The sequence below is a fragment of the Mycetocola sp. Y791 genome (assembly GCF_059445325.1).
The window spans coordinates 391,811-416,729 of record NZ_JCAIUC010000003.1 but is presented as its reverse complement, the minus strand read 5'-3'; the positions used below and the strand labels follow the sequence as shown (position 1 = coordinate 416,729).

At 66.3% G+C, this 24,919-nt stretch carries 24 protein-coding genes; all 24 read left to right on the top strand.

Going from position 1 to position 24,919, the window contains the following annotated elements; all coding sequences use genetic code 11:
• Positions 1 to 2: 2 nt before the first annotated feature.
• The 24 genes from AC1C2N_RS11030 to lgt all read left to right on the top strand — a co-directional run bounded on the left by AC1C2N_RS11030 (position 3) and on the right by lgt (position 24,806).
• Positions 3 to 1,349 (top strand): dihydroorotase, encoded by a 1,347-nt coding sequence (locus tag AC1C2N_RS11030; RefSeq protein WP_495433988.1) that lies wholly within the window; start codon positions 3 to 5, stop codon positions 1,347 to 1,349.
• Positions 1,342 to 1,881 (top strand): PH-like domain-containing protein, encoded by a 540-nt coding sequence (locus AC1C2N_RS11025; RefSeq protein WP_483404169.1) that lies wholly within the window; start codon positions 1,342 to 1,344, stop codon positions 1,879 to 1,881. Before AC1C2N_RS11030 ends, AC1C2N_RS11025 begins: the two co-directional genes overlap by 8 nt.
• Positions 1,878 to 3,047 carry a glutamine-hydrolyzing carbamoyl-phosphate synthase small subunit gene (gene carA, locus AC1C2N_RS11020; RefSeq protein WP_483404168.1) on the top strand — a complete coding sequence of 390 codons (1,170 nt, stop codon included), beginning with the start codon at positions 1,878 to 1,880 and terminating at the stop codon, positions 3,045 to 3,047. The genes AC1C2N_RS11025 and carA overlap by 4 nt, the downstream gene beginning before the upstream one ends.
• Positions 3,047 to 6,340 (top strand): carbamoyl-phosphate synthase large subunit, encoded by a 3,294-nt coding sequence (carB, locus tag AC1C2N_RS11015; RefSeq protein WP_495433987.1) that lies wholly within the window; start codon positions 3,047 to 3,049, stop codon positions 6,338 to 6,340. Before carA ends, carB begins: the two co-directional genes overlap by 1 nt.
• Positions 6,337 to 7,179, top strand: a complete 843-nt coding sequence (gene pyrF / locus AC1C2N_RS11010; RefSeq protein ID WP_495433986.1) for an orotidine-5'-phosphate decarboxylase — start codon at positions 6,337 to 6,339, stop codon at positions 7,177 to 7,179. Before carB ends, pyrF begins: the two co-directional genes overlap by 4 nt.
• A complete protein-coding gene (gmk, locus tag AC1C2N_RS11005; protein WP_495433985.1) occupies positions 7,172 to 8,101 on the top strand; it encodes a guanylate kinase in 930 nt (309 codons plus the stop codon). Before pyrF ends, gmk begins: the two co-directional genes overlap by 8 nt.
• Positions 8,102 to 8,221: 120 nt before the next feature.
• Positions 8,222 to 8,479 (top strand): DNA-directed RNA polymerase subunit omega, encoded by a 258-nt coding sequence (gene rpoZ, locus AC1C2N_RS11000; protein ID WP_108391030.1) that lies wholly within the window; start codon positions 8,222 to 8,224, stop codon positions 8,477 to 8,479.
• 15 nt (positions 8,480 to 8,494) lie between these two features.
• The gene (gene coaBC / locus AC1C2N_RS10995) at positions 8,495 to 9,688 is read left to right on the top strand and encodes a bifunctional phosphopantothenoylcysteine decarboxylase/phosphopantothenate--cysteine ligase CoaBC (RefSeq protein WP_495433984.1); all 1,194 of its coding nucleotides are present in this window, start codon (positions 8,495 to 8,497) and stop codon (positions 9,686 to 9,688) included.
• A 33-nt stretch (positions 9,689 to 9,721) separates the two neighbouring features.
• Entirely contained in the window at positions 9,722 to 10,915 is a 1,194-nt protein-coding gene (gene metK, locus AC1C2N_RS10990; RefSeq protein WP_495433983.1) for a methionine adenosyltransferase, read from the top strand.
• A gap of 2 nt (positions 10,916 to 10,917) precedes the next feature.
• On the top strand, positions 10,918 to 13,098 hold the full coding sequence (locus AC1C2N_RS10985; RefSeq protein WP_495433982.1) for a primosomal protein N' family DNA-binding protein: 2,181 nt from the start codon (positions 10,918 to 10,920) through the stop codon (positions 13,096 to 13,098).
• A gap of 43 nt (positions 13,099 to 13,141) precedes the next feature.
• Positions 13,142 to 14,059 carry a methionyl-tRNA formyltransferase gene (gene fmt / locus AC1C2N_RS10980; RefSeq protein ID WP_495433981.1) on the top strand — a complete coding sequence of 306 codons (918 nt, stop codon included), beginning with the start codon at positions 13,142 to 13,144 and terminating at the stop codon, positions 14,057 to 14,059.
• Positions 14,060 to 14,068: 9 nt separating this feature from the next.
• The gene (locus tag AC1C2N_RS10975; protein ID WP_495433980.1) at positions 14,069 to 15,466 is read left to right on the top strand and encodes an RsmB/NOP family class I SAM-dependent RNA methyltransferase; all 1,398 of its coding nucleotides are present in this window, start codon (positions 14,069 to 14,071) and stop codon (positions 15,464 to 15,466) included.
• A 22-nt stretch (positions 15,467 to 15,488) separates the two neighbouring features.
• Positions 15,489 to 16,169, top strand: a complete 681-nt coding sequence (rpe, locus tag AC1C2N_RS10970) for a ribulose-phosphate 3-epimerase (protein WP_495433979.1) — start codon at positions 15,489 to 15,491, stop codon at positions 16,167 to 16,169.
• Between the two features lie 13 nt (positions 16,170 to 16,182).
• The gene (locus tag AC1C2N_RS10965) at positions 16,183 to 16,446 is read left to right on the top strand and encodes a phosphoribosyl-ATP diphosphatase (RefSeq protein WP_483404158.1); all 264 of its coding nucleotides are present in this window, start codon (positions 16,183 to 16,185) and stop codon (positions 16,444 to 16,446) included.
• 61 nt (positions 16,447 to 16,507) lie between these two features.
• The gene (gene hisG, locus AC1C2N_RS10960) at positions 16,508 to 17,347 is read left to right on the top strand and encodes an ATP phosphoribosyltransferase (RefSeq protein WP_495433978.1); all 840 of its coding nucleotides are present in this window, start codon (positions 16,508 to 16,510) and stop codon (positions 17,345 to 17,347) included.
• A gap of 12 nt (positions 17,348 to 17,359) precedes the next feature.
• Positions 17,360 to 18,124, top strand: a complete 765-nt coding sequence (hisF, locus tag AC1C2N_RS10955) for an imidazole glycerol phosphate synthase subunit HisF (RefSeq protein ID WP_483404156.1) — start codon at positions 17,360 to 17,362, stop codon at positions 18,122 to 18,124.
• Entirely contained in the window at positions 18,121 to 18,510 is a 390-nt protein-coding gene (hisI, locus tag AC1C2N_RS10950) for a phosphoribosyl-AMP cyclohydrolase (protein ID WP_483404155.1), read from the top strand. Before hisF ends, hisI begins: the two co-directional genes overlap by 4 nt.
• Positions 18,503 to 20,041: an anthranilate synthase component I gene (locus AC1C2N_RS10945; protein ID WP_483404154.1), complete on the top strand. Its 1,539-nt coding sequence runs from the start codon at positions 18,503 to 18,505 to the stop codon at positions 20,039 to 20,041. Before hisI ends, AC1C2N_RS10945 begins: the two co-directional genes overlap by 8 nt.
• The gene (locus AC1C2N_RS10940) at positions 20,038 to 20,652 is read left to right on the top strand and encodes a Trp biosynthesis-associated membrane protein (RefSeq protein ID WP_483404153.1); all 615 of its coding nucleotides are present in this window, start codon (positions 20,038 to 20,040) and stop codon (positions 20,650 to 20,652) included. Before AC1C2N_RS10945 ends, AC1C2N_RS10940 begins: the two co-directional genes overlap by 4 nt.
• Before the next feature lie 127 nt (positions 20,653 to 20,779).
• Positions 20,780 to 21,010: a DUF6704 family protein gene (locus tag AC1C2N_RS10935; RefSeq protein ID WP_483404152.1), complete on the top strand. Its 231-nt coding sequence runs from the start codon at positions 20,780 to 20,782 to the stop codon at positions 21,008 to 21,010.
• Positions 21,011 to 21,014: 4 nt separating this feature from the next.
• On the top strand, positions 21,015 to 21,785 hold the full coding sequence (trpC, locus tag AC1C2N_RS10930; RefSeq protein WP_483404151.1) for an indole-3-glycerol phosphate synthase TrpC: 771 nt from the start codon (positions 21,015 to 21,017) through the stop codon (positions 21,783 to 21,785).
• Positions 21,786 to 21,787: 2 nt separating this feature from the next.
• Positions 21,788 to 22,999, top strand: a complete 1,212-nt coding sequence (gene trpB, locus AC1C2N_RS10925; RefSeq protein WP_108391017.1) for a tryptophan synthase subunit beta — start codon at positions 21,788 to 21,790, stop codon at positions 22,997 to 22,999.
• Positions 22,996 to 23,784, top strand: a complete 789-nt coding sequence (trpA, locus tag AC1C2N_RS10920) for a tryptophan synthase subunit alpha (protein WP_495433977.1) — start codon at positions 22,996 to 22,998, stop codon at positions 23,782 to 23,784. The genes trpB and trpA overlap by 4 nt, the downstream gene beginning before the upstream one ends.
• 50 nt (positions 23,785 to 23,834) lie before the next feature.
• Entirely contained in the window at positions 23,835 to 24,806 is a 972-nt protein-coding gene (gene lgt / locus AC1C2N_RS10915; RefSeq protein ID WP_483404148.1) for a prolipoprotein diacylglyceryl transferase, read from the top strand.
• The last annotated feature ends 113 nt before the right edge of the window (positions 24,807 to 24,919 follow it).

Sequence of the window (24,919 nt, the reverse complement as noted above, 5' to 3'; positions counted from 1 at the left end):
CCATGACTACAGAGACCTACGTCCTCCGCCAGGCGACCCTCGCAGACGGCAGCACCACAGACATCCGCATCGCCAACGGCATCATCGCCGAACTCGGTGGATCCCTCTCCGCCGACGGCGCCTCCGTTGTTGACGCGGACGGACTGCTCGCGCTCCCTGGCCTCGTCGACCTGCACACCCACCTCCGTGAACCCGGCTACGAGCAGAGCGAAACCGTGCTCACCGGTACGCAGGCCGCAGCCGCCGGTGGATTCACCGCCGTCTTCGCCATGGCGAACACCTCACCCGTCGCAGATACCGCCGGTGTCGTCGAGCAGGAACTGGCCCTCGGGCAGGAAGCCGGCTACGCGACGGTCCAGCCGATCGGCGCCGTCACCGTCGGGCTGGCGGGCGAACAGCTCGCCGAACTCGGCGCGATGGCAGCATCCCGTGCCCAGGTGCGGGTGTTCTCTGACGACGGCTTCTGCGTCTCCGATCCGCTGCTGATGCGCCGCGCCCTCGAGTACGTCAAGTCATTCGACGGCGTCATCGCGCAACACGCCCAGGACCCCAGGCTCACCGTCGGCGCCCAGATGAACGAGGGCGCCGTGTCGGGCGAACTGGGATTGCAGGGCTGGCCTGCGGTCGCCGAAGAATCGATCATCGCCCGTGACGTCCTGCTCGCCGAACACGTCGGGTCACGGCTCCACATCTGTCACGTATCGACCGCGGGGAGCGTCGACGTCATCCGCTGGGCCAAAGCGCGCGGCATTTCCGTGACGGCGGAAGTCACCCCGCACCACCTCCTCCTCACCGAAGAGCTCGTCCGCAGCTATGACGCCAGGTACAAGGTCAACCCGCCGCTTCGCCGCCAGGAAGACGTCCTCGCGCTCCGTGAGGCCCTTGGCGACGGCACCATCGACATCGTCGCAACGGACCACGCACCGCACCCGACCGAGCACAAGGACTGCGAGTGGGATGCCGCCGCGAACGGCATGGTCGGCCTCGAGTCCGCTCTCAGCGTTGTGCAGGCATCCGTTGTCGATACCGGCCTGTTGAACTGGTCAGATGTCGCGCGGGTCCTCTCATCGGCTCCCGCCCGGATCGGACGCATCACGCGGCACGGCCAGGGCATCGCCGTCGGTGCGCCAGCCCAGGTGCTGCTCTACGACCCCCAGACGTCGCGCACCTTCAGCACCGGCGACCTCCGCGGCAAGGGCATGAACTCGCCCTACCTCGACCTGGCCCTGCCCGGTCGCGTCGTTGCGACCTTCCACGACGGCTACCCAACGGTCCTCGACGGGGCTCTGCGCCCGGTCGATGAGATCGCGCGCCAGGCGCTCACCGGACGGGCGGGCGCGAATGCCTGACCGGCTCCTTCCCGCAGCCCTCGTTCTCGGACTCCTCGCGATCCTGCTCGCCGGCATGTGGCTCGCGTGGCGCGCCAGGGCTCGACGCGACAGCGGCGTCTCCGCGAGTGCACCTCTTCCCACCGGTGGTATCCACCCGCTGCTGACGACAGACGTCCTCTACGTGGCGACGACCAGGGCCGGCCAGCCGCTCGAACGACTGGCGATCAGCGGCCTGGCCTTCAGGGCCCGCGCCGAACTCATCGTGGCTGAGGAGGGAGTCGTGCTGTCCGTCCCAGGCCAGGAGCCGATCTTCCTGCCAGCCGACAGCATCCGCTCGTCCCAGCCAGCCACCTGGACCATCGACCGGGTCGTCGAATCCGACGGACTCGTCAGCATCACCTGGCGTACAGGCGACACGGATGCCGACAGCTACGTTCGCGTCATCGATCCGACCAAGCACGCCCCAGTACTCGACGCACTGGCGTCACTGAACTCGACGGGTCCGGCATCGTCCGGTCCCGCACCGTCAACCGAGAGTGAGAAACCATGAGCAATTCACGATTTGGCTCAGCAGAACCCGCCGTCCTCGTTCTGGAAGACGGCTCCCGCTACGTCGGTCGCGCATACGGCGCGACGGGCAAGACACTGGGCGAGGTTGTCTTCTCGACGGGTATGACCGGGTACCAGGAGACCCTCACCGACCCGTCGTACGCGGGCCAGATTGTGCTCATGACGGCCCCGCACATCGGCAACACGGGAATGAACGCCGAAGACATGGAGTCGTCCCGCGTCTGGGTCGCCGGCTACGTCGTGCGCGACCCATCCCGCATGGTGTCGAACTTCCGGTCGGAGCACAGCCTCGACAGCGAGCTCTCACGCGACGGCATCGTCGGCATCAGCGACATCGACACCCGCGCCGTCACTCGGCGCATTCGGTCAAGCGGCTCGATGCGCGCCGGGATCTTCTCCGGCGCCGACTTCAACCTCTCGGAGGGCGACCAGCTCGACCAGGTCCGCCAGGGTCCAGAGATGAAGGGCCGCAACCTCTCCGGCGACGTGTCGACGATCGACCCGTACGAGGTTCCCGCCCAGGGCGAGCGCATCGGCCGGGTGGCGGTCCTCGACCTCGGCATCAAGAAGTCGACGGTCAACTACCTGTCCGAGCGCGGCTTCGATGTCATGGTGCTCCCGCAGAACGTCACTGCAGACCACGTCCTGAGCCTCAAACCGGACGCCCTGTTCTTCTCTAACGGCCCGGGTGACCCGGCCGCGAGTGACGCACACGTCACCCTGCTCCGCGAGGTCCTCCGCGAGAACGTGCCGTACTTCGGGATCTGCTTCGGTAACCAGCTGCTCGGTCGGGCACTCGGCTTCGATACCTACAAGCTCCCGTTCGGCCACCGCGGCATCAACCAGCCGGTGCTCGACAAGTCCACGGGCCGGGTTGAGATCACCTCGCAGAACCACGGCTTCGCCGTCGACCTGCCGATCGAGGGCGACCACCAGTCACCCGAGGGATTCGGTCGCGTCGAAGTGAGCCACTACAGCCTCAACGACCAGGTGGTCGAGGGACTTGCCTGCCTCGACATCCCCGCGTTCAGCGTCCAGTACCACCCGGAATCGGCTGCAGGCCCGCACGACGCCAACCACCTCTTCGATCGCTTCCGCGACCTCGTGATCGCGAACAACCACACCTCAGCAGGAGACGACAACTAATGCCAAAACGCGACGACATCCAGAGCGTCCTCGTCATCGGTTCGGGCCCGATTGTCATCGGCCAGGCCGTCGAGTTCGATTACTCGGGAACCCAGGCCTGCCGCGTGCTCCGGGAAGAAGGCGTCCGCGTCATCCTGGTGAACTCCAACCCGGCGACGATCATGACCGACCCCGACTTCGCCGACGCGACGTATATCGAGCCGATCACCTGGCAGGTCATCGAGACCATCATCGCCAAGGAACGCCCGGATGCCATCCTGCCGACCCTCGGCGGCCAGACGGCGCTCAATGCGGCCATCCAGCTGCACGAGAACGGGATCCTCGAGAAGTACGACGTCGAGCTGATCGGTGCCAACTTCGAGGCGATCAACAAGGGTGAAGACCGCCAGATCTTCAAGCAGCTCGTGCTCGACGCCGGCGCAGACGTTGCACGGTCGCACATCGCGCACACCGTCGAAGAGGCTGTCGGTTTCGCCGAGGACCTGGGCTACCCGCTCGTCGTCCGCCCCTCGTTCACCATGGGTGGACTCGGATCGGGTTTTGCCTACAACGAGACCGAACTCCGCCGCATCGTCGGCGACGGCCTGCACCAGAGCCCCACCACCGAGGTCCTCCTCGAGGAGTCCATCCTTGGCTGGAAGGAATACGAACTCGAACTCATGCGCGACACCGCGGACAACACCGTCGTCGTCTGCTCGATCGAGAACGTCGACCCCGTCGGCGTCCACACCGGCGACTCGATCACCGTCGCACCGGCGCTCACCCTCACCGACCGTGAGTACCAGAAGCTCCGTGACATCGGCATCGACATCATCCGCGCTGTCGGGGTCGACACCGGTGGCTGCAACATCCAGTTCGCGATCGACCCGGCTGACGGCCGCATCATCGTCATCGAGATGAACCCCCGCGTCTCCCGGTCGAGCGCTCTCGCCTCGAAGGCAACGGGCTTCCCCATCGCCAAGATCGCCGCGAAGCTCGCCATCGGCTACCGCCTCGACGAGATTCCGAACGACATCACCAAGGTGACGCCGGCGAGCTTCGAGCCGACCCTCGACTATGTCGTCGTCAAGGTTCCCCGGTTCGCGTTCGAGAAATTCCCCGCGGCGGATGCCACGCTCACGACAACGATGAAGTCCGTCGGTGAGGCCATGGCGATTGGCCGGAACTTCTCGACGGCGCTGCAGAAGGCGCTGCGTTCGCTCGAGAAGCGCGGATCGAGCTTTCACTGGGGCGAGGAGCTCCGTTCGGTCGAGGAACTCATCGAGATTGCCAAGGTGCCAACAGACGGACGCATCGTCGTCGTGCAGCAGGCCCTCCGCCTCGGCGCGACGCCCGAGCAGCTCTTCGAGGCCACCAAGATCGACCCGTGGTTCCTCGACCAGATCTCCCTGATCAACGAGGTCGCGGATTACATCCGCGACGCTTCGGTGCTCGACACCGAGGTCCTCGTCACGGCGAAGAACCACGGCTTCTCCGACGTTCAGATCGGCCAGCTCCGCGGTTTCGGTGAGGCCCAGGTCCGCGAGGTCCGCCACATCCTCGACGTTCGCCCCGTCTACAAGACGGTCGACACCTGCGCCGGCGAATTCCCCGCGCTGACGCCGTACCACTACTCGAGCTACGACACCGAGACCGAGGTCGCTCCGTCAGACCGCCGGAAGGTCGTCATTCTCGGCTCAGGCCCGAACCGGATCGGCCAGGGTGTCGAGTTCGACTACTCCTGTGTCCACGCGTCGTTCGCGCTCAGTGAAGCGGGCTTCGAGACGATCATGATCAACTGCAACCCGGAGACCGTGTCGACCGACTACGACACCAGCGACCGGTTGTACTTCGAACCGCTGACCCTCGAAGACGTCCTCGAGGTCATTGACGCCGAGAGCAAGTCGGGCGAACTCGTCGGTGTGGTCGTCCAGCTCGGCGGACAGACCGCGCTTGGCCTCGCCACGGGCCTCAAGGCCGCTGGCGTGCCGATCCTCGGCACCACACCTGAAGCGATCGACCTGGCCGAGGAACGCGGCGCGTTCTCACAGATCCTCGCGGATGCCGGACTGCTCGCTCCGAAGAACGGCACAGCGACCGAGATCACCGGTGCGATCACCATCGCGGAGGAAATCGGCTACCCCGTTCTGGTTCGCCCCAGTTTCGTCCTCGGCGGCCGCGGCATGGAAATCGTCTACGACACGGCATCCCTCGAGGACTACTTCCTGCGGATGGCCGACCAGGGCATCATCGGACCCCAGCACCCGCTGCTCGTCGACCGGTTCCTCGACGACGCCATCGAGATCGATGTCGACGCGATCTACGACGGGACCGAGCTGTACATCGGCGGCGTCATGGAGCACATCGAAGAGGCCGGTATCCACTCGGGTGACTCGAGCTGCACCCTGCCTCCCATCTCGCTCGGCCGCGCACAGATCGACAGGGTCCGCGATGCGACCCTCGCCATCGCGCAGGGGATCGGCGTGCAGGGACTGATCAACGTCCAGTTCGCCATCGGCGCCGGCATCCTCTACGTCCTCGAGGCCAACCCACGGGCGTCCCGCACCGTTCCGTTCGTCTCGAAGGCACTCGGCATCCCGCTCGCCAAGGCCGCGTCGCTCGTCATGACCGGGTCGACCGTCGCCGAGCTCAAGGCATCCGGCCTGCTTCCCCCGGTCGACGGGTCACGGATCCCGATCGACTCCCCGGTGTCGGTGAAGGAAGCCGTGCTGCCGTTCAAGCGGTTCCGCACGGCTGACGGCCGCATCGTCGACTCGATCCTCGGCCCGGAGATGCGATCGACCGGTGAGGTCATGGGAATCGACAAGGACTTCCCCCGCGCGTTCGCCAAGAGCCAGACCGCCGCATACGGCGGAATTCCGCTCTCGGGCACCGTGTTCGTCTCGGTCTCCGACCGCGACAAGCGCTCGATCGTGCTGCCGATCCTCCGGTTCCAGGAACTCGGCTACGAGATCCTGGCCACCGAGGGAACCGCGGAGATCCTCAACCGCAACGGCATCTCGGCGCGTACGGTTCGCAAGTACTCCGAGGGCGACGAATCGACACTCGGCGAACCGTCGATCGTCGAGCTGATCAACCGCCACGAGGTGGACATCGTCATCAACACCCCGTCCGGCCGCAGTGGTCGTGCCGATGGCTACGAGATCCGTGCCGCCGCGGTTGCCGAAGACAAGCCGCTCTTCACGACGATTGCCGAGCTGACCGCCGCTGTCGCCTCCATCGAGGCCGTCCGCAACGGCTTCGACGTCCGCTCACTGCAGGAGTACGCCCAGGACAGGGCGTCTCGCGCATGACGGCATCCTTCGGGGAACGACTTGAGCGCGTCTTCAGCGAACGCGGTCGCCTTTGTGTCGGCATCGACCCGCACGCCTGGCTCCTCAGGGACTGGGGGCTCGCCGACACGGCAGCCGGCGCGCGCGAGTTTGGCCTCCGGGTCCTCGACGCCGTCGAGGGCAATGCCGGAATCGTGAAACCGCAGGTGGCCTTCTTCGAGCGGTTCGGGTCCGCCGGATATGCCGCGCTCGAAGAGGTCCTCGCCGCCGCTCGTTCACGCGGCCTCCTGGTCATCGCCGATGCCAAGCGGGGGGATGTCGGTTCGAGCGTCGAGGCGTACGGGCAGGCCTGGCTTACGCCCGGTTCGCCGCTCGAGGCCGATGCGCTCACCGTGAGCGCATACCAGGGCGTCGGCTCACTTGCCGCGCCAGCTGCCCTCGCCGAATCGACCGGCAAGGGCCTGTTCGTGCTGGCTGCGACGTCCAACCCCGAAGGAATGGCGCTGCAGCAGGCACGGATGCCGGCGGGCGAGACGGTCGCGCGATCGATCGTCGACGAGGTCAACGTCTGGAACGCCGAGCACGCCAGCGGCGCTCTCGGATCCATCGGCGTGGTCATCGGAGCCACACTCCAACTCGCCGACTTCGACCTGGAACTCGCGCCGCTGCCGGCACCGCCGGTGCTCGCTCCCGGCTTCGGCCACCAGGGCGCAGAAGCCGAGGCCATGCGGTCAATCTACGGTGCACTCACGAGTGGTGTCATCGTCTCCGAATCACGAAGCGTGCTCGGCGCGGGTCCCGATGGGATCCGACGCGCCGTCACCTCCCGAGCAGAAACAGTGAGGCAGGCCAGTGCCTGAGCAGACAGTCCGAACCCCACCGGAGGTCGACCGCGTTGCGGCGTCCCGCGCCGCTGTCGAGGCTCGACGCGCTCGAGCAGAGCTTAAGAATCGGGTGTCCTCCGGCGCCATATCGGCGCTGACCGTGCTCGACGACGCCTTTGCCGACCCCGATGGTGTTGCCGGTCGCATGCGCGTGACCGATTTCCTGCTGAGCGTGCCCGCGATCGGGCGTACCAAGCTGACCAGGATCCTCGATGACCTGAAGATTTCGCCGGCCAAGCGGCTCGGCGGCCTCGGCCCCAACCAGCGCACCCGGCTCCACGACTTCATCGCAGACCGGGAATCCAGGAACCGCCAGCACAAGCGTTCACGACTGATCGTGCTCGCAGGGCCGACCGCGGTCGGTAAGGGAACCGTCGCCAGTTACATCCGTGAGAACCATCCGGATGTCCTCCTCTCGGTATCCGCGACGACCAGGAAGCCGCGACCGGGCGAGGTCGAGGGCGTCAACTACTTCTTCGTCGACGACGCCGAGTTTGACCGGCTGATCGAGAACAACGAACTGCTCGAGCACGCCACGGTTCACAACGCCTCGAGGTACGGTACCCCACGCGGTCCGATCGACGAGGCCCTCGCCCGTGGCGACAGTGTCCTGCTTGAGATCGACATCCAGGGCGCACGCCAGGTTCGGGCCGCAATGCCCGAGGCCACCCTCGTGTTCCTGCTTCCGCCCAGCTGGGACGAACTGGTCCGGCGGCTGGTCGGAAGGGGCACAGAAGATGCTGAGGAACGCGAGCGCAGACTGGAGACCGCGCGGCACGAATTGGCCGCACAGGACGAGTTCGATTACCGCGTCGTGAACGGCACAGTGGCTGACGCAGCCCAGGAGGTCGTAGACTTGATTAAGACTCGCGGCGCACGACCCCGACGCGCTGTGTAAAAACAGCGCCGAACCGGGCGAATGCACAGCATCAGGCTGTGCACTCGCTGTAGCGATGCAGCCGCCAAAAGACCTTTCTTCCGCAAAATCCGCGACGCACGAGGAGTGTGAACTTCAGTTATGGCTGAAAAACCCAAGGGAATTATTGACCCGCCCATCGACGACCTGCTCAGCAAGGTCGACTCGAAATACGCTCTCGTCATTTTCGCGTCGAAGCGCGCCCGCCAGATCAACGACTACTACGCTGACCTTCATGAAGGCAGCCTGTTCGACAACGTGGGTCCGCTCGTCGACTCGCAGGTCGAGGACAAGCCGCTCTCCGTTGCACTCCACGAGATCAACGAAGACAAGCTCGTTCTGCGTCCCATCGCCGAATAGTCTCTGCAGTACCCGATGACAGGCTCATTGAACGTTGTTGTCGGCATAACGGGTGGCATCGCCGCATATAAAGCGGTCGGTGTCATCCGTTTACTCGTTAAGCAGGGCCACAGCGTCCAGGTCGTCGCCACCGCCGGTGCCCTGAAGTTCGTCGGACGCCCGACGCTCGAGGCCATCTCACGCAACCCGGTGCACACCGAGCTCTACGAGGGCGTCGCCGAGGTGCGGCACGTCGCCATCGGCCAGGCTGCCGACCTGATCGTGATCGCCCCGGCGACCGCGAACACCATCGCCAAACTCGCGGTCGGCCTTGCGGACGACCTGCTCGGGAACACGGTGCTCGCGAGCACAGCACCGGTCGTCATCGCCCCGGCCATGCACACCGAGATGTGGCAGAACCCGGCGACGGTCGCCAACATCCACACGCTGCGCTCCCGTGGCGTAACGGTCGTCGGCCCCGCCTCCGGCCAGCTCACGGGCACCGACTCCGGCCCGGGCCGGATGGAGGAGCCGGAGATCATCGTCGCTGCCGCGCTCGAGGTGGTCTCGCCTCCCGTGCGCGACCTCACGGGAAAACGTGTCGTCATCACCGCCGGCGGCACTCGGGAACCCCTCGATCCCGTTCGCTACATCGGCAACCGGTCGAGCGGCAAGCAGGGCGTTGCCCTCGCGGAGGCAGCGGTGAGTCGCGGAGCGTCAGTGACTCTCATCGCCGCGCACCTCGACGTGCCAGCGCCGGCCGGTGTCGACGTCATCGATGCGCCGACAGCAGCGGATGTCGCGCGTGCGGTCACGGATGCCGCAGAGACAGCGGACATCACGATCATGGCCGCTGCAATCGCCGACTACCGTTCAGCCGAGGTCAGGCACGAGAAGATCAAGAAGGAATCGACGGGCGACGAACTCACCCTCACGCTCGTCAAAAATCCCGATATTCTGGCCGGCCTCTCCGCCTCAAGGCCTCGGGGCATCGTCGTGGGTTTTGCAGCCGAAACCGCGAATTCCGAGGACGAACTGATTGAGCTTGGACGCGCCAAGCTCGCCCGAAAGGGCTGCGATTTTCTCGTCCTCAACCGGGTCAGCTGGTCCGAGGGATTCTCCACCGACCGTAACAGTGTCGTGATGCTGTCACGGGGCGGAGATATAGTGATGAAGGCCTCAGGCGAGAAACTCGACGTTGCTCACAGCATCCTGAACTCGCTCGTTTAGCCCCGCACTCACCCTGTCCCACTTGGAGTTGGTATGACGCAACTGCGCCTGTTTACCTCGGAATCTGTGACCGAAGGGCATCCAGACAAAGTATGCGACCAAATCTCAGACAGCATCCTCGATGCAATGCTCGAACAAGACCCGCAGAGCCGCGTCGCCGTTGAGACCCTCGTCACCACCGGCCTCGTCCACGTAGCGGGCGAGGTCACCACCGAGGCCTACGTCGAGATTCCCGCACTGATCCGCGAGCTCGTCACCAACATCGGCTACGACCACTCCGACGTCGGGTTCGACGGCAAGTCCTGCGGAGTGTCCGTGTCGATCGGCCAGCAGTCGCCCGACATCGCCCAGGGCGTCGACTCGGCATTCGAGGCACGCGAGCAGTCCAGCTCCGACGCGCTCGACGCACAGGGCGCAGGCGACCAGGGCATCATGTTCGGCTACGCCACCACCGAGACACCGCAGCTCATGCCCGTTCCCGGCTGGATCGCGCACCGATTGGCCGAGCGCCTCGCAGAGGTCCGGAAGTCGGGCGAGCTCGACTACCTGCGCCCCGACGGCAAGACCCAGGCGACCATCGGGTACGACGGGATCACGCCCCGCACGGTCGAGACCATCGTGCTCTCGACCCAGCACCAGGACGGCATCGATGTCGAGCAGCTCCGTGCCGACGTCGCCGAGCTCGTCATCAAGCCTGTTCTCGACTCGGTCGACCTGGATTCCGACAACGTCAACTTTCTCATCAACCCGACCGGGCGCTTCGTTATCGGTGGCCCACAGGGCGACGCGGGACTGACCGGTCGCAAGATCATCATCGACACCTACGGCGGAGCCGCACGGCACGGCGGGGGAGCGTTCAGCGGAAAGGACCCGTCGAAGGTCGACCGTTCCGCTGCGTACGCGATGCGCTGGGTGGCGAAGAACGCCGTCGCTGCCGGTTTCGCCGACAAGCTTGAGGTGCAGGTCGCATACGCGATCGGCAAGGCGGCTCCGGTCGGCCTCTATGTCGAGACGTTTGGAACGGCCAAGGTCTCCGAAGAGACCATTGTCGACGCCATCCGCGAAGTCTTCGACCTCCGTCCAGCCGCCATCGTTTCTTCGCTCGACCTCCTCCGTCCGATCTACGCTGCGACTGCGGCATACGGACACTTCGGCCGTGAACTCCCCGACTTCACCTGGGAGCGCCTCGACCGGGTCGCCGAGCTGCAGAGCGCGGCCGGGCTGTAACCATGAGCGCACCGGCCGACAGCGCGCCGGTGAGCCCAGCGCCGGGTCACGTCGCCCGAGTCGCCATCGACTCGCCTCTTCCGCAACTGGATCACCTCTTCGACTACAGCATCCCGCCTGAGCTCGCCGAGACGGCGGTGCCCGGTGTCCGGGTCGCGGTGCCGTTCCGCTCGGCCGGCCGACTGTCGCGAGGGTACATTGTCGACGTCGTGGCGAAGGCAGACGGCTTCGACGGAACGCTCAGCCCGCTCGATTCCGTCGTCTCGCCCGTCCCGGTTCTCACGCCGGAACTGTGGACCCTGGCACGCCGGCTCGCGGACAGGGCGGCGGGTTCAGCGACAGATATCCTGCGACTCGCCATTCCGCCGCGCCAGGTTCGGGTGGAGAAGACCTGGGTCGCCGAACAGGCGGAACAGGAAGCAACGGGCGGCGCTGCCGACCAGCACGCCGATCAGCACGCCGATCAGCACGCCGATTCGATGACGGATGCTCCGGCCAACGGTGCTCCCGCCACTGATGCTCCGGCCACTGATACTCCGGCCACCGACGTTCCGGCCACTGACGTTCCCGCCACTGATGCTCCGGCGAACGAGCACGAGCCCGTCTCCGGGCCCCGGCACCCGCTGCCGATTCACGACTACCCGGAGTCCCTCGGCGACGCCATCGACGCGGGGAGCCGGATCGCGCTTGCCGCGATCCCGACGGTGACCGATCTCGGGACCGCCTGGGTAGGTCGCTGGGCCCTCACCATCGCCGAACTCAGCGCACGGGTCGTCGCCAACGGCTCGTCGGTCATTGTCGCGCTCCCTGACTACCGCGACCAGGACCAGCTCCAGGCCGCGCTCGAACGGATCATCCCGCCGGAACAACTCACGAGGGTTGACGCCAGGCAGTCCAACGCCGAGCGATACCGTTCGTTCCTCGACTGCCTCACCGCCCAGCCTCGCGTGATCATCGGCAACCGGTCGGCCGTGTACGCCCCCGCTGCCCGTCTCGGGCTGATCGTGGTGTGGGACGACGGAGATCCGCTGCACGCGGAGCCACTGGCGCCGTACGTACATGCGCGCGACGCTGCCCTCGTGCGCCAGGAGGAATCCGGCGCTGCACTCGTCTTTGCCGGGCACACTCGGAGCACTGACGTGCAGCGGCTGGTGGAGATCGGCTTTGTCACCCCGGTCGGGCCAAGCCGCGTGTACACGCCACGGGTCATGCTCACGGCCACCTCGAACGAAGCGGAGCCAGGAGCCGTGACCGCGCGCATCCCCTCAATGGCGTGGCGGCAGGCCAAGGAGGCGATCCAGACCGGACCCGTGCTCGTCCAGGTAGCCAGGCCGGGCTACGCGCCGGTCATCGCCTGCGCCAGATGTTCACAGGCCGCGCGCTGCACGGCGTGCCACGGGCCGCTCGGTATCCCTCGTGCAGGTGCACTGCCCGCGTGCACGCTGTGCGGTGCGATCGCGGGCAACTGGGCGTGCGACAACTGTGAAGGCACGAAGCTCAGGCTCGTCACCCGCGGGACAGGACGCACCGCCGAGGAACTCGGACGCGCGTTCCCCGGCGTTCGCGTTGTGGTGTCAGACGGCGAACGGCAGGTCACCGGGGTTTCCGGATCACCGGCCCTCGTCGTCGCAACGCGGGGTGCGGAGCCGGTTGCCGACGGCGGCTATGCTGCCGTCCTGTTGCTCGACGGCGATCGGATGCTCGCTGCCGAATCGCTGCGCATCGCCGAGGACTGCCTGCGCTGGTGGTCCAACGCCGCTGCCCTGTCTGCGCCGGGCGCCCCGGTGATCCTCACCGGGGTCGCCGGCACCCTCGCCACGGCCGTCGCGACCTGGAACCAGCCGGCGTTCGCGTCGGCCGAACTCGCCGACAGGCGAACTCTCCGATTCCCGCCGGCGGTGCGCGTGGCATCCGTGACGGGAGACGACACGGCGGTTCGGGATGCCGTCGCGGCCGTGACCTCGCTTGTCCCGGCTGATGTGCTCGGGCCCGTGCCGACCTCGGACGGCGTGCGCACCATTCTGCGGCTCGACTACGGCAAGGCGCAGGCCGCCGCCCGCGAGCTCAGGGCTGCGGTGGTGAAGAACGCGACGACGAGGCGCAAGCCGCCGGCGGGCAAGGCCGCGTACCGGCAGATGCCTACACTGAGAGTACGATTCGACGACCCGGAGATCCTGTCATGAGCCTTTCCCGCCCCTCCGCCTCCGCCTCCGCGCACTTTTCCGCATGAGGCTGATCTTCGCCGGCACGCCCTCCGTCGCTGTTTCCAGCCTCAGTGCCCTGATCGACAGCGAACACGATGTCGTCGCTGTGCTGACGCGGGAGGATGCCCCGCTCGGCCGAAAGCGCGTTCTCACCCCGTCGCCCGTTGCCCTGGTGGCCGAGGAACACTCGATTCCCGTTCTCAAGGCCAACCGCCTCACCGATGCCGTGACCGAGCGCGTCCGAGCCCTCGACGCTGACCTCGGCGTGATCGTCGCGTACGGGGGACTGTTGCGGGAGCCGTTGCTCTCGACGCCGAGACTCGGCTGGATCAACCTGCACTTCTCTCTGCTGCCGGCGTGGCGCGGAGCAGCACCCGTCCAGCGATCCCTCATCGCCGGTGACACCGTCACCGGCGCGAGCGTCTTCCAGCTCGTGCCAGAGCTCGACGCCGGCGACATCTTCGGCACCGTTGATCACCCGATAGCTCCCGACGCCACGGCGGCAGACCTCCTCTCCGAACTCGCCGTCACCGGGAGCGAACTGCTCGCCCGGGTCGTCGACGACATCGCCGGTGGCCGCGCCAGTGCGGTCCCGCAGACCGGTCAGGTGACCCTCGCGCCCAAACTGAGAATCGAGGATGGCCGGCTCGACTGGACTCACGACGCCGAAACGCTCTACAACCGATTCCGGGGTGTCACGCCCGAACCCGGCGCGCACACGACGATCGGCGGTGCGAGGTTCAAAATCCTCGGCATGACGCCTCGCCCGGACGTCACACTTCCTCCCGGCGTACTCGCCCTCTCCGAACGGGAGGTACTCATCGGCACCGGGTCGACGGCACTGCAGCTCGACACGGTCCAGCCGGCCGGAAAGTCGGCGATGCGCGCGGCCGACTGGTGGCGGGGACTCGGGCCCGATCCCCAGATCGTGGCAGAGTAGAACCACACAATGAATGCCGCACCCGAATCCCCAGCCTCAATCCAGCCAGCACGCCGCGTCGCGTTCGACGTCATCAACGCGGTCAGCCGCGACGACGCGTACGCCAACCTCCTGCTGCCGACCCTCATCAAACGACAGGCTCTCGGCACAGCGGATGCCGGGCTGGCGACCGAACTGACGTACGGCACGCTCCGGATGCGCGGGTACTACGATCGCGTGATCGAGCTTGCCGCCAACCGTCCGGTCGCGCAGATCGACGAGGACATCCTCGATGTCCTCAGGCTCGGTGCACACCAACTGCTCGCCACTCGCGTCGCGCCGCACGCGGCGGTGAACGAGTCGGTCGCCCTCGCCAGGAGCGTCGGGTCACGATCGGCGGTCGGGTTCACGAATGGCGTGCTCCGCACCATCTCCCGGTCATCGGCCGACGAGTGGCGCGAGCGGGTGCTCGCGACCACGAAGACCAACGATGAGAGGCTCGCTGCCGAGTTCGCCCACCCGGCGTGGATTGTGCGCGCGTTCCGTCAGGCACTCGCTGCCGAGGGCAGGAGCGACGAGCTCGAACAGTTGCTCGCCGCAGACAACGTGGCGCCAAGGGTGAACCTCATTGCGCTTCCCGGTCTCGCACAAATCCCCGACGGTGCGGAGCCCGACACGTTCTCCCCGTTCGGTTTCGTCCTCGACGGCGGCGACCCGGATACCGCCATCCGCTCCGAAGCCGGTCGGATTCGGGTACAGGACGAAGGCTCGCAAATCGCCGCACTCGCGCTCAGCAGGGCGATGCCGGTCACGGAGGGGGAGCTGTGGCTCGACCTCTGTGCTGGACCGGGTGGCAAGACCGCCCTGCTCGGCGCCGAAGCCGCCATCGGCGGAGCGCGCCTGACGGCGAACGAGGTCGTCCCGGCGCGTGCGGAGCTGGTTCGCCGCGCTGTAGCGCCGGTGCCTGGCGACATCGAAGTAACGGAAATTGACGGAACCACGATCGGCGACTTGCACCCCGCCACCTACGACAGGATCCTCGTCGACGCACCGTGCACCGGTCTCGGCGCCCTGCGGCGTCGGCCGGAGGCGCGCTGGCGCAAGACGGCCAGGGACGTCGGCGACCTGACCAGGTTGCAGCAGTCACTGCTGCTCTCGGCGTTCGCTGCGCTCAAGCCAGGGGGAGTGCTCGCGTACGTCACCTGCTCGCCCCACCTCGCAGAGTCGCGTGGCGTCGTCCTCGACGCGCTCAGGCGCCTCGGGGAGAGCGCAACACTCCTCGACACAGCGTCCGTCGTGAACTCGTTCGTGCTCGAACCTGTTGAGCTCGGCGAGCAGCAGCCCGACCGCGACGGAACGACAGTCCAGCTCTGGCCACACCGCCACGGTACCGACGCCATGTTCATCGCCCTGATCAGCAAAGCCTGACGGGCTCGGTTAGGCTCTCCCCATGTCGATCCGGATCAACCCGAGCATCCTCGCCGCTGACTTTGTCAACGTCGAGAGTGCGCTTCACTCGATCAGCTCAGCCGACCTCGTCCACGTCGACGTCATGGACAACCACTTCGTCCCGAACCTCACCTTCGGTCCACAGATGGTGGAACGGATCCAGCAGGTCTCACCTGTTCCCCTCGACGTCCACCTCATGATCGACGACCCGGAGCGCTGGGCGCCCGGCTATGCCGAGCTCGGCGCGTACTCCGTCACCTTCCACGCGGAGGCAACCGACAGCCCCGTTGCCGTCGCCAGGCGGCTTCGTGACATCGGTGCCCGCGCGGGAATCGCCGTGAAACCCGGCACCGCGATCGAGCCGTACCTCGACATCCTCGACGAGTTCGACCTCGTCCTCGTGATGACTGTCGAGCCCGGCTTCGGCGGGCAGAAGTTCATGCCGGAGACGATGCCGAAGCTGAGGCTGCTCGCCGAAGCGGCGGGCAAGGTGGGGTCAGACATCTGGCTGCAGGTCGACGGCGGAATCAGCGAGGACACCATAGGGATCGCGGCCGAAGCAGGTGCCGACACCTTCGTTGCCGGCTCGAGCGTGTTCGCTGCCGACAATCCCGGCCTGCAGATCGACCTGCTTCGCAGGGCAGCCTCAGCGCACACGCACGCCCGGGGCCCGAAACGCTAGTACCCTGAGTACTGTGAAGACATTCGACGACCTGTTCGCGGAACTCAGCTCGAAGGCCGAAACCAGGCCAGAGGGCAGCGGCACCGTTCGCGAGCTCGACGCGGGCGTGCACGCCATCGGCAAGAAGATCGTCGAGGAAGCCGCCGAGGTCTGGATGGCCGCTGAGTACCAGAGCGACACCGAGACCGCCGAAGAGATCTCCCAGCTGATCTACCACCTCCAGGTGCTCATGATCGCCAAGGGCCTCTCCCCGGAGGACGTCTATCGACATCTGTGATGCCGGGATAATCCCCCAGTCACACAGTCGATCAGAACCGCTCCGAACGAGAGAAAACCAGATGTTGAGAATCGCAGTGCCCAATAAGGGCTCGCTCGCCGACACCGCAGCCCAGATGCTGTCAGAAGCCGGATATGCCGGCCGCAGGGACCCCAAGGAACTCCACCTCATCGACGCACGCAACGGTGTCGAGTTCTTCTTCCTCCGTCCCCGCGACATCGCCACCTATGTCGGTTCAGGCGCGCTCGACGTCGGCATCACCGGACGCGACCTGCTCCTCGACTCAGGTTCTGAGGCGATCGAGATCGAAAGCCTCGGCTTCGCCGACTCCACGTTCCGTTTCGCGGGCCCGATCGGCCGCTTCACCGAACTGTCAGACCTCTCCGGCCTGCGGGTCGCGACGAGCTATCCCGGCCTCGTCGGCGCGTTTCTCGCCGAGCACAACGTCACGGTCAAGCTCGTGCCGCTCGACGGGGCTGTTGAGTCGGCTGTCCGGCTTGGCGTCGCGGATGCCGTCGCCGACGTCGTTTCGACCGGCACCACCCTGCGCAAGGCTGAACTCGACATCTTCGGGCCGGTCATCCTCGAATCGACGGCCGTTCTCATCGGTGCGCCGGAGGAGAAGCCGGGACTCACGACGCTGCTGCGCCGGCTGCAGGGAGTTCTCGTCGCACGCAAGTACGTGATCATGGATTACGACCTGCCTGAGCGCCTCCTCGACCAGGCCACGGCCATTGCCGCCGGAATCGAATCGCCGACAGTGTCTCCGCTTCGCGATAAGGAGTGGGTGGCCGTTCGGGTCATGGTTCCGCGTGAGCGCACCAACCAGATCATGGACGCACTCTACGAGATCGGCGCTCGCGCCATCCTGGTGAGTGCCATCCACGCGGCTCGGCTCTAGGTCAGGACGACGATGAGCCTGGCGCGACGTGTCATCCCCTGTCTCGACGTCGCTGACGGCCGGGTGGTCAAGGGTGTCAACTTCCAGAACCTGCGTGATGCGGGTGACCCGGTCGCCCTCGCGCGGCGCTACTACGAACAGGGCGCGGACGAACTGACGTTCCTCGACGTCACAGCGACGGTCGACAACCGCGCGACAACCTACGACGTCGTGACGAGGACCGCCGAACAGGTGTTCATCCCCCTCACCGTCGGTGGCGGCATCCGGAGCACCGAAGACGTCGCTCGGCTTCAGGGCAGCGGCGCTGACAAAGTCGGCGTGAACAGTGCTGCCATCGCGAGGCCCGCATTGCTCGGCGAGATCGCCGACAGGTTCGGTGCTCAGGTCCTCGTCCTCTCGCTCGACGTCAAGAGGTCCGGAACCACAGAGTCGGGGTTCGTCGTCACGACACACGGCGGACGGACCGAGACGACACTCGATGCCCTCCAGTGGGCGCGGGAAGCCATCGAGCGCGGAGCTGGTGAGCTCCTCGTCAACTCCATCGACGCTGACGGCACAAAAGAAGGATTTGACCTCGAGCTGCTCGCGCTCATGCGTGAAATCAGCACGGTTCCCGTCATCGCATCGGGCGGGGCAGGGCGCGCAGAGGACTTTCCGCCTGCTATCAAGGCCGGCGCCGATGCCGTGCTCGCCGCGAGCGTCTTCCACTCGGGGCAACTCACCATCGACGACGTCAAGCGCGAACTCCGAAGCGAAGGGATCCTGGTGCGCTCATGAGCGTCTCATCCACTGTCGAATCCATCCAGTTCAACGCGGACGGGCTTGTGCCGGCGATCATCCAGCAATGGGACACCGGCGAGGTTCTCATGCTCGGCTACATGAACGACGAAGCGGTCCGTCGCACCCTCACGGAGGGCCGGGTGACGTTCTGGTCACGGTCCCGCTCCGAATACTGGCGCAAGGGCGACACATCGGGTAACGCGCAGTACGTTCGCGGGGCATCGCTCGACTGCGACAACGACACGCTGCTGATCCAGGTTGAGCAGGTGGGGGTTGCCTGCCACACCGGCACTCGAACCTGTTTCGACTCGCGGGACCTCAGCCCGGTGATCGGCGACATCCCCGACGACGGTGACACCGACAGCGGAGACAGTGATGACTAAGCACCAGGCCCAGACGGGAACGACAACGCACGCCGGGTTCCGGGAACTCACCGCCGCGCACAGGGTGATTCCTGTCATCCGGGAACTCTTCGCAGACGGTGAAACGCCGGTCGGTATCTACCGCAAGCTCGCCATCGGCCGCCCGGGCAGCTTCCTGCTCGAATCCGCGGAGCAGGGCGGCATCTGGTCACGGTTTTCCTTCGTCGGGGTGTCAAGCTTCGGCGTTCTGACCCAGAACAACGACGCGACCGCCTGGCTGGACTACGGCATGAATGCCAAACGTGCACTCGGGACCATCGACGGGCTGACCCCGCTCGAGGCGATCGCGCAACTGCACAGCCGGTGGGAGACCCCACCCGTCGACGGGCACCCGCCCCTGACCGGTGGCCTCGTCGGCTTCATCGGCTGGGAGGCGATTCGTCAAATCGAACGCCTGCCGAACCAGCCGGTCCGCGAGGTGGGTGTGCCGGACCAGGCGCTGTCCTTCGTTGCTGACCTCGTCGTCATCGACCACCGCACCGGTACCGTTCAGTTGATCGCCAACGTGCTCAACGACGGCCTCGATGACGCAGAAACACTGTGGCGGAACGCCCAGGAGCGACTCGACTCGATGCAGGCACGGCTCGCAGAACCCAGCCAGGCCTGGCTTGCCCACGTCGACCTCGCCACTGCGGCGCACCCGAAGCACCGCACCCGGCGTGAGGACTTCCTGGACTCGGTCGTGACCGCCAAGGAACACATCCGCAACGGCGACATCTTCCAGGTTGTCGTCTCCCAGCGCTTCGATCAGGAGTGCGTTGCAGACCCGATCGACGTGTACCGGATTCTGCGGAGCCTCAACCCGAGCCCGTACATGTACCTGATCAACCTCCACACCGTCGATGGCACGCCGTATTCCATCGTGGGCTCGTCGCCGGAGGCGCTCGTCAAGGTGCAGAAGGGCCGGGTATTCACCCACCCGATCGCCGGTTCCAAGCCGAGGGGCGAGACCCCTGAGCGTGACGCCGAACTCGCCGCAGAGCTCGCCTCAGACGAGAAGGAACGCGCTGAACACCTCATGCTCGTCGATCTCGCCCGGAATGACCTGCTGAAGGTCTGCACGCCCGGCACGGTTGAGGTCACCGAGTTCATGCGCATCGAGCGGTTCAGCCACATCATGCACCTCGTCTCGAGCGTCGAGGGAAACCTCACGCCGGGGGCATCGGGCATCGACGTGTTCCGGGCGACTTTTCCGGCCGGCACGCTCTCGGGGGCGCCGAAGCCGCGCGCGCTCGAGATCATCGACGAACTGGAGCCGGCTCAGCGTGGTGTCTACGGGGGAGTGGTCGGCTACTTTGCCTTCTCCGGTGACACCGATCTGGCGATCGCGATCCGCACCGCAACGATCATGAACGGTGTCGCCCACGTTCAGGCCGGAGGCGGCCTGGTCGCGGACTCGGACCCGGACAGCGAGTTCCTGGAATCGCAGAACAAGGCAGCGGCGCCGCTTCGGGCCGTCGCCGTCGCCAACGCGATGACGAGGGTCACATGAGCGAGGCGACCACGGACGCCAGCCGGAGCGGTAAGCGCGTCAAGTACACGCTCATGCTGCTCACGCTGGCCCTCGCCGGCCTCACCCTCATCGCGTGGACGCAGCAGTGGCTCACGGTCACGCTGACGGCACCGGCTCGCGACGTACTGGCCGTTGACGGTGCCGTCGCTGCCCCAGCCCTCGCTGCCCTCGCCCTGGCGTCCCTCGCCCTCGGCGCGGCTCTCGCCATCGCCGGCATCGGTTTCCGCTACCTCCTCGGTGTTCTCGAGGTGGCCCTTGGGGCAAGCGTCGCGCTCTCTGCCGTCCTCGTCTTCACCGACCCGGTCGGTGCTGCCGGAGCCGCTGTGACGGATGCCACAGGCATCGCAGGCACCGAATCGATAGCGGCTCTCGTCGATGCGGCGGCCTTCACCCCGTGGCCGGCCATCACCCTTGTTCTCGGGATCGCCACGGCCATCGCCGGCATCGGCATCGTGGTCACGGCACGCTCGTGGCCGCGCTCGTCGAAGAAATACTCCACGGTACGGCTCGAGCCCGCCGCGACCGCCGAGATGCCGGATGCTGTCGACAGCTGGGACGACCTCACACGGGGCGACGACCCCACGAAGTAACGCTTGCCAGATGTATGCGTGCCGCCGTTGGCTCGCAGCGAGCCACCGGTCCCGCGACCTGATGTGACGCGACCGGTCGTACCGCCACCCGATAGACTGAAAGCTGCACCAAGACTGAAGGAGACCCATGAGCGAAGAGTCAACCGAACCGGGACACGGCCACTCACCTGCCGCCTGGACGGCCATCACCATCATGCTGATCGGCTTTGCCGTCGGCACCATCGCTTTCTGGTTCGACACGCCCTGGCTCGTGTGGTCATCCGCGGGACTCGTCGTCGTCGGCGCCATCGTCGGCTGGATCATGAAGAAGGCCGGCTACGGCGTCAACGGTCCGAAGTCCGCCCCGAAGGAGCACTAGTACCGTGCTGGCCGATCTGATGGCCGGCGCTCTCTCCGACGCTCGCGAGCGCGAACTTGAGCGCCCGCTATCGCAGGTGGAAGCCGCTGCGCTTGCCGCACCAGCACCTCTCGACGCCCTGTCTGCGCTCGCGCCGGCCGATCGCGTCAAGATCATTGCCGAGGTCAAGCGGGCGAGCCCGTCCCGCGGGCAGCTCGCCGACATCCCTGACCCGGCCCAGCTCGCCGTCTCCTACGAGACCGGGGGAGCGAGTGCCATCAGCGTGCTCACCGAGGGACGCAAGTTCAAGGGCTCACTCGCCGACCTGGAAGAGGTCCGCGGTGCTGTGTCGATTCCCGTCCTGCGCAAGGACTTCATCTCGACCCCGTACCAGGTGTTCGAAGCGCGGGCCGCTGGAGCAGACCTCGCACTGCTGATCGTTGCAGGCCTCGACAGGTCGACACTGAGTGAGCTGTACACGCTCATCCGCGAACTCGGAATGACCGCGCTCGTCGAGACCCACAGTGCGGAAGAACTCGAGCAGGCCCTCGACCTCGGCGCAGAACTCATCGGCGTCAACGCACGCAACCTCTCCACCTTCGAGCTCGATCGCGATCTCTTCGGCACCCTCGCTTCCCAGATCCCGTCCGGGGTCATCAGGGTCGCTGAGTCTGCCGTGCTGGCCCCGGCAGACGTTGCTCACTACCGCGCGGCTGGCGCTGACGTCGTACTCATCGGCGAAGCGCTCGTGACGAGCGATCCCATCCTCACCCTCGGCGAATTCCTGGCGGTATAGACATGGCTTTACGGGACGAAACTGGTCCATACTTCGGCGAGTTCGGTGGGCGTTTCGTCCCCGAGTCACTCATCGCCGCCCTCGACGAGCTCTCGGAGGCGTGGGAGCTCGCCAAACTCGACCCGGCGTTCGCCGCTGAGCTGACCGAGCTTCACCGGAGCTACACCGGGCGCCCATCGATCATCACCGAGGTGCCCAGGTTCGCCGCCCACGGCGGCGGTGCGCGGATGATCCTCAAGCGGGAAGACCTCAACCACACGGGTTCGCACAAGATCAACAACGTGCTCGGCCAGGCTCTTCTGACCAGGCGCATCGGCAAGACCCGCGTGATTGCCGAGACCGGTGCCGGGCAGCACGGTGTCGCAACCGCGACGGCCGCCGCACTGTTCGGTCTCGACTGCGTGATCTACATGGGCGAGGTCGATACCGAACGCCAGGCGCTCAACGTCGCGCGAATGCGCCTCCTGGGCGCCGAAGTTGTCGCTGTCAAGACCGGGTCCCGCACCCTCAAGGACGCCATAAACGACGCCATGCGCGACTGGGTGACCAACGTCGAGTCGACAAACTACATCTTCGGCACCGTCGCTGGCCCTCACCCGTTCCCCGCGATGGTCCGCGACCTGCAGAAGATCATCGGTGAGGAAGCGCGGGCGCAGGTCCTCGAGCTCACCGGCAAGCTCCCGGATGCCGTCGCCGCGTGCGTCGGCGGCGGATCGAACGCGATAGGCATCTTCCACGCGTTCCTCGACGACACCGACGTTGCCCTCTACGGGTTCGAGGCCGCTGGTGAGGGCGCTGAGACGCTCAGGCACGCCGCCACCATCACGAAGGGCCGCCCTGGCGTTCTCCATGGTGCGCGCAGCTACCTGCTCCAGGACGAGGACGGACAGACCATCGAGTCGCACTCGATTTCTGCCGGACTCGACTATCCGGGCGTCGGACCTGAGCACGCGTGGCTGTCCGACCTGGGCCGGGCCACGTACCGACCGGTCACCGACGCAGCGGCCATGAGCGCTCTTCGGCTGCTCAGCCGCACCGAGGGCATCATCCCCGCGATCGAGAGTGCACACGCCCTCGCCGGTGCGCTCGAACTCGGCAAGGAACTCGGGCCGGACGCCACGATCCTGATCAACCTGTCCGGCCGCGGCGACAAAGACATGGAAACTGCCGGGCGCTACTTCGACCTCATCGATTCGGGAGCAGAACAATCGTGACCAGCGTGGCATCCGTTCTTCAGGTTCGCCGCGAGTCAGGGACTGGAGCGCTGATCGGCTACCTGCCCGCCGGGTTTCCCACGCTTGACGAGAGCGTCGACGCCGCGGTCGCCATCGCCGAGAGCGGCGTCGACATCATCGAGCTGGGCCTGCCGTACTCTGACCCCGTCATGGACGGCCCGGTCATCCAGCAGGCGACCCAGCAGGCACTGGCCAATGGGTTCCGGCTGAGGCACGGGTTCGAGGCGGTCAGCCGGATCACGTCACAGGTGGACGTGCCCGTGCTGATCATGACCTACTGGAACCCCGTGGTTCAGTACGGGGTCGACAGGTTCGCCGACGACCTCGCCGCAGCAGGGGGAGCAGGGCTGATCACGCCTGACCTCATCCCCGATGAGGCCGAACCGTGGCTGAGCGCGTCAGAGCGGGCTGGCCTCGACCGGGTCTTCCTCGCTGCACCGTCATCGACGAACGAACGGCTCAGGCAGGTCGTCGAGGCGAGCCGCGGCTTTGTCTACGCGGTATCCACGATGGGCATTACCGGTGCGCGGAGCGACGTCGACTCTGCGGCCAGGGCCCTGATCGGGCGACTCCGTGAGGTCGGTGCCGAGAACGCCTGCGTCGGTGTCGGTATCTCCACGGCAAGCCAGGTGCGCGAAGTCCTCGAGTATGCGGACGGTGCCATCGTCGGCTCCGCGCTCGTGAACGCCCTCGCCACCGGCGGGATCTCGAGCGTTGCTGCCGTTGCGCGTGAGCTGTCACAGGGCCGCGCCAGCGAGAACTAGAGTTAGACGCGCACGTCCCAAGAGTCATACCGAGAAAGGCGTGGAGCTCAGTGTCCTTCCACCTCAGCATCCCCAGTCCAGATGTCAGCTACATCCAGCTGGGCAACTTCACCATCCACTTCTACGCCCTGTGCATTCTCGCCGGCATCGTCGCCGCTGCATTCCTCACCAACGCACGCCTCACCCGCCGCGGAGCTGAACCGTGGGTCGTCCTCGACATCATTCTCTGGGCGGTGCCGTTCGGCATCGTGGGAGCGCGGGTCTTCCACGTCCTGACGCACCCCAACGACTACTTCTACCCCGGCGCCGACCTGCTGCGAACCCTCTACATCTGGGAGGGCGGCATCGCCATCTTTGGCGCGCTCATCGGTGGCGCGATCGGTGCGTGGCTCGGCTGCAAGATGACCGGTATCAGGTTCTGGACCTTCGCGGATGCCGTTGCACCCGCCCTGCTTCTGGCCCAGGCCTTCGGGCGGTTCGGCAACTGGTTCAACCAGGAACTGTTCGGCACCCCGACCACGCTCCCGTGGGGACTCGAGATCGATGAATCCAACGCGGCCTGGCCCCAGGGCCTCCCTGCTGGGACGCTCTTCCACCCGACGTTCCTCTACGAGGTCATCTGGAACCTGGCCGGTGTTGCCGTCCTGCTCATCCTCGAGCGCCGGTTCCGGCTGCAGTGGGGCAAGGTGCTCGGCCTCTACCTGATCTGGTACGGCCTCGGCCGCACCGTGTGGGAGTCGATCCGGGTCGACCCGAGCGAGGTCATCCTCGGTCTCCGCGTCAACGTCTGGGCGGCATTGCTCGCCATCGTTATCGGCATCCTCATCGTCGTCGTTCAGTCCAGGCGCCACACGGGTCTCGAGCCGAGCCCGTACGTTCCTGGCCGTGAGTGGGCCGGTACCGACGCCGGTGTACAATCGACACACACGGATTCGGACTACGTGGACGTCAGCGAGCCTGACCTCCCAGCCGTCGGATCCCGAGAGACCGCCGCCACAAGCGAGACCGGTTCTCACTCCTAGGATTGCCGTTACCCGGAAAGCTTCTAAACCCAACGCGGTCGCCCGCGGAGTCGTCGATAGACACTCAGCCCAATGTCGGGCGGCGACGCGCTCAGATATTCAGGGCCACCGGC

What these genes read in the sequence shown, in the direction of transcription:
- AC1C2N_RS10975 (WP_495433980.1), top strand. Translation starts at nt 14,069, where the DNA reads ATGAATGCCGCACCCGAATCCCCAGCCTCAATCCAGCCAGCACGCCGC.
- hisF (WP_483404156.1), top strand. Translation starts at nt 17,360, where the DNA reads ATGAGCCTGGCGCGACGTGTCATCCCCTGTCTCGACGTCGCTGACGGC.
- trpB (WP_108391017.1), top strand. Translation starts at nt 21,788, where the DNA reads ATGGCTTTACGGGACGAAACTGGTCCATACTTCGGCGAGTTCGGTGGG.
- AC1C2N_RS11030 (WP_495433988.1), top strand. Translation starts at nt 3, where the DNA reads ATGACTACAGAGACCTACGTCCTCCGCCAGGCGACCCTCGCAGACGGC.
- metK (WP_495433983.1), top strand. Translation starts at nt 9,722, where the DNA reads ATGACGCAACTGCGCCTGTTTACCTCGGAATCTGTGACCGAAGGGCAT.
- carB (WP_495433987.1), top strand. Translation starts at nt 3,047, where the DNA reads ATGCCAAAACGCGACGACATCCAGAGCGTCCTCGTCATCGGTTCGGGC.
- AC1C2N_RS10985 (WP_495433982.1), top strand. Translation starts at nt 10,918, where the DNA reads ATGAGCGCACCGGCCGACAGCGCGCCGGTGAGCCCAGCGCCGGGTCAC.
- hisI (WP_483404155.1), top strand. Translation starts at nt 18,121, where the DNA reads ATGAGCGTCTCATCCACTGTCGAATCCATCCAGTTCAACGCGGACGGG.
- pyrF (WP_495433986.1), top strand. Translation starts at nt 6,337, where the DNA reads ATGACGGCATCCTTCGGGGAACGACTTGAGCGCGTCTTCAGCGAACGC.
- AC1C2N_RS10940 (WP_483404153.1), top strand. Translation starts at nt 20,038, where the DNA reads ATGAGCGAGGCGACCACGGACGCCAGCCGGAGCGGTAAGCGCGTCAAG.
- rpoZ (WP_108391030.1), top strand. Translation starts at nt 8,222, where the DNA reads ATGGCTGAAAAACCCAAGGGAATTATTGACCCGCCCATCGACGACCTG.
- hisG (WP_495433978.1), top strand. Translation starts at nt 16,508, where the DNA reads ATGTTGAGAATCGCAGTGCCCAATAAGGGCTCGCTCGCCGACACCGCA.
- carA (WP_483404168.1), top strand. Translation starts at nt 1,878, where the DNA reads ATGAGCAATTCACGATTTGGCTCAGCAGAACCCGCCGTCCTCGTTCTG.
- AC1C2N_RS10935 (WP_483404152.1), top strand. Translation starts at nt 20,780, where the DNA reads ATGAGCGAAGAGTCAACCGAACCGGGACACGGCCACTCACCTGCCGCC.
- AC1C2N_RS11025 (WP_483404169.1), top strand. Translation starts at nt 1,342, where the DNA reads ATGCCTGACCGGCTCCTTCCCGCAGCCCTCGTTCTCGGACTCCTCGCG.
- AC1C2N_RS10945 (WP_483404154.1), top strand. Translation starts at nt 18,503, where the DNA reads ATGACTAAGCACCAGGCCCAGACGGGAACGACAACGCACGCCGGGTTC.
- fmt (WP_495433981.1), top strand. Translation starts at nt 13,142, where the DNA reads ATGAGGCTGATCTTCGCCGGCACGCCCTCCGTCGCTGTTTCCAGCCTC.
- coaBC (WP_495433984.1), top strand. Translation starts at nt 8,495, where the DNA reads ATGACAGGCTCATTGAACGTTGTTGTCGGCATAACGGGTGGCATCGCC.
- rpe (WP_495433979.1), top strand. Translation starts at nt 15,489, where the DNA reads ATGTCGATCCGGATCAACCCGAGCATCCTCGCCGCTGACTTTGTCAAC.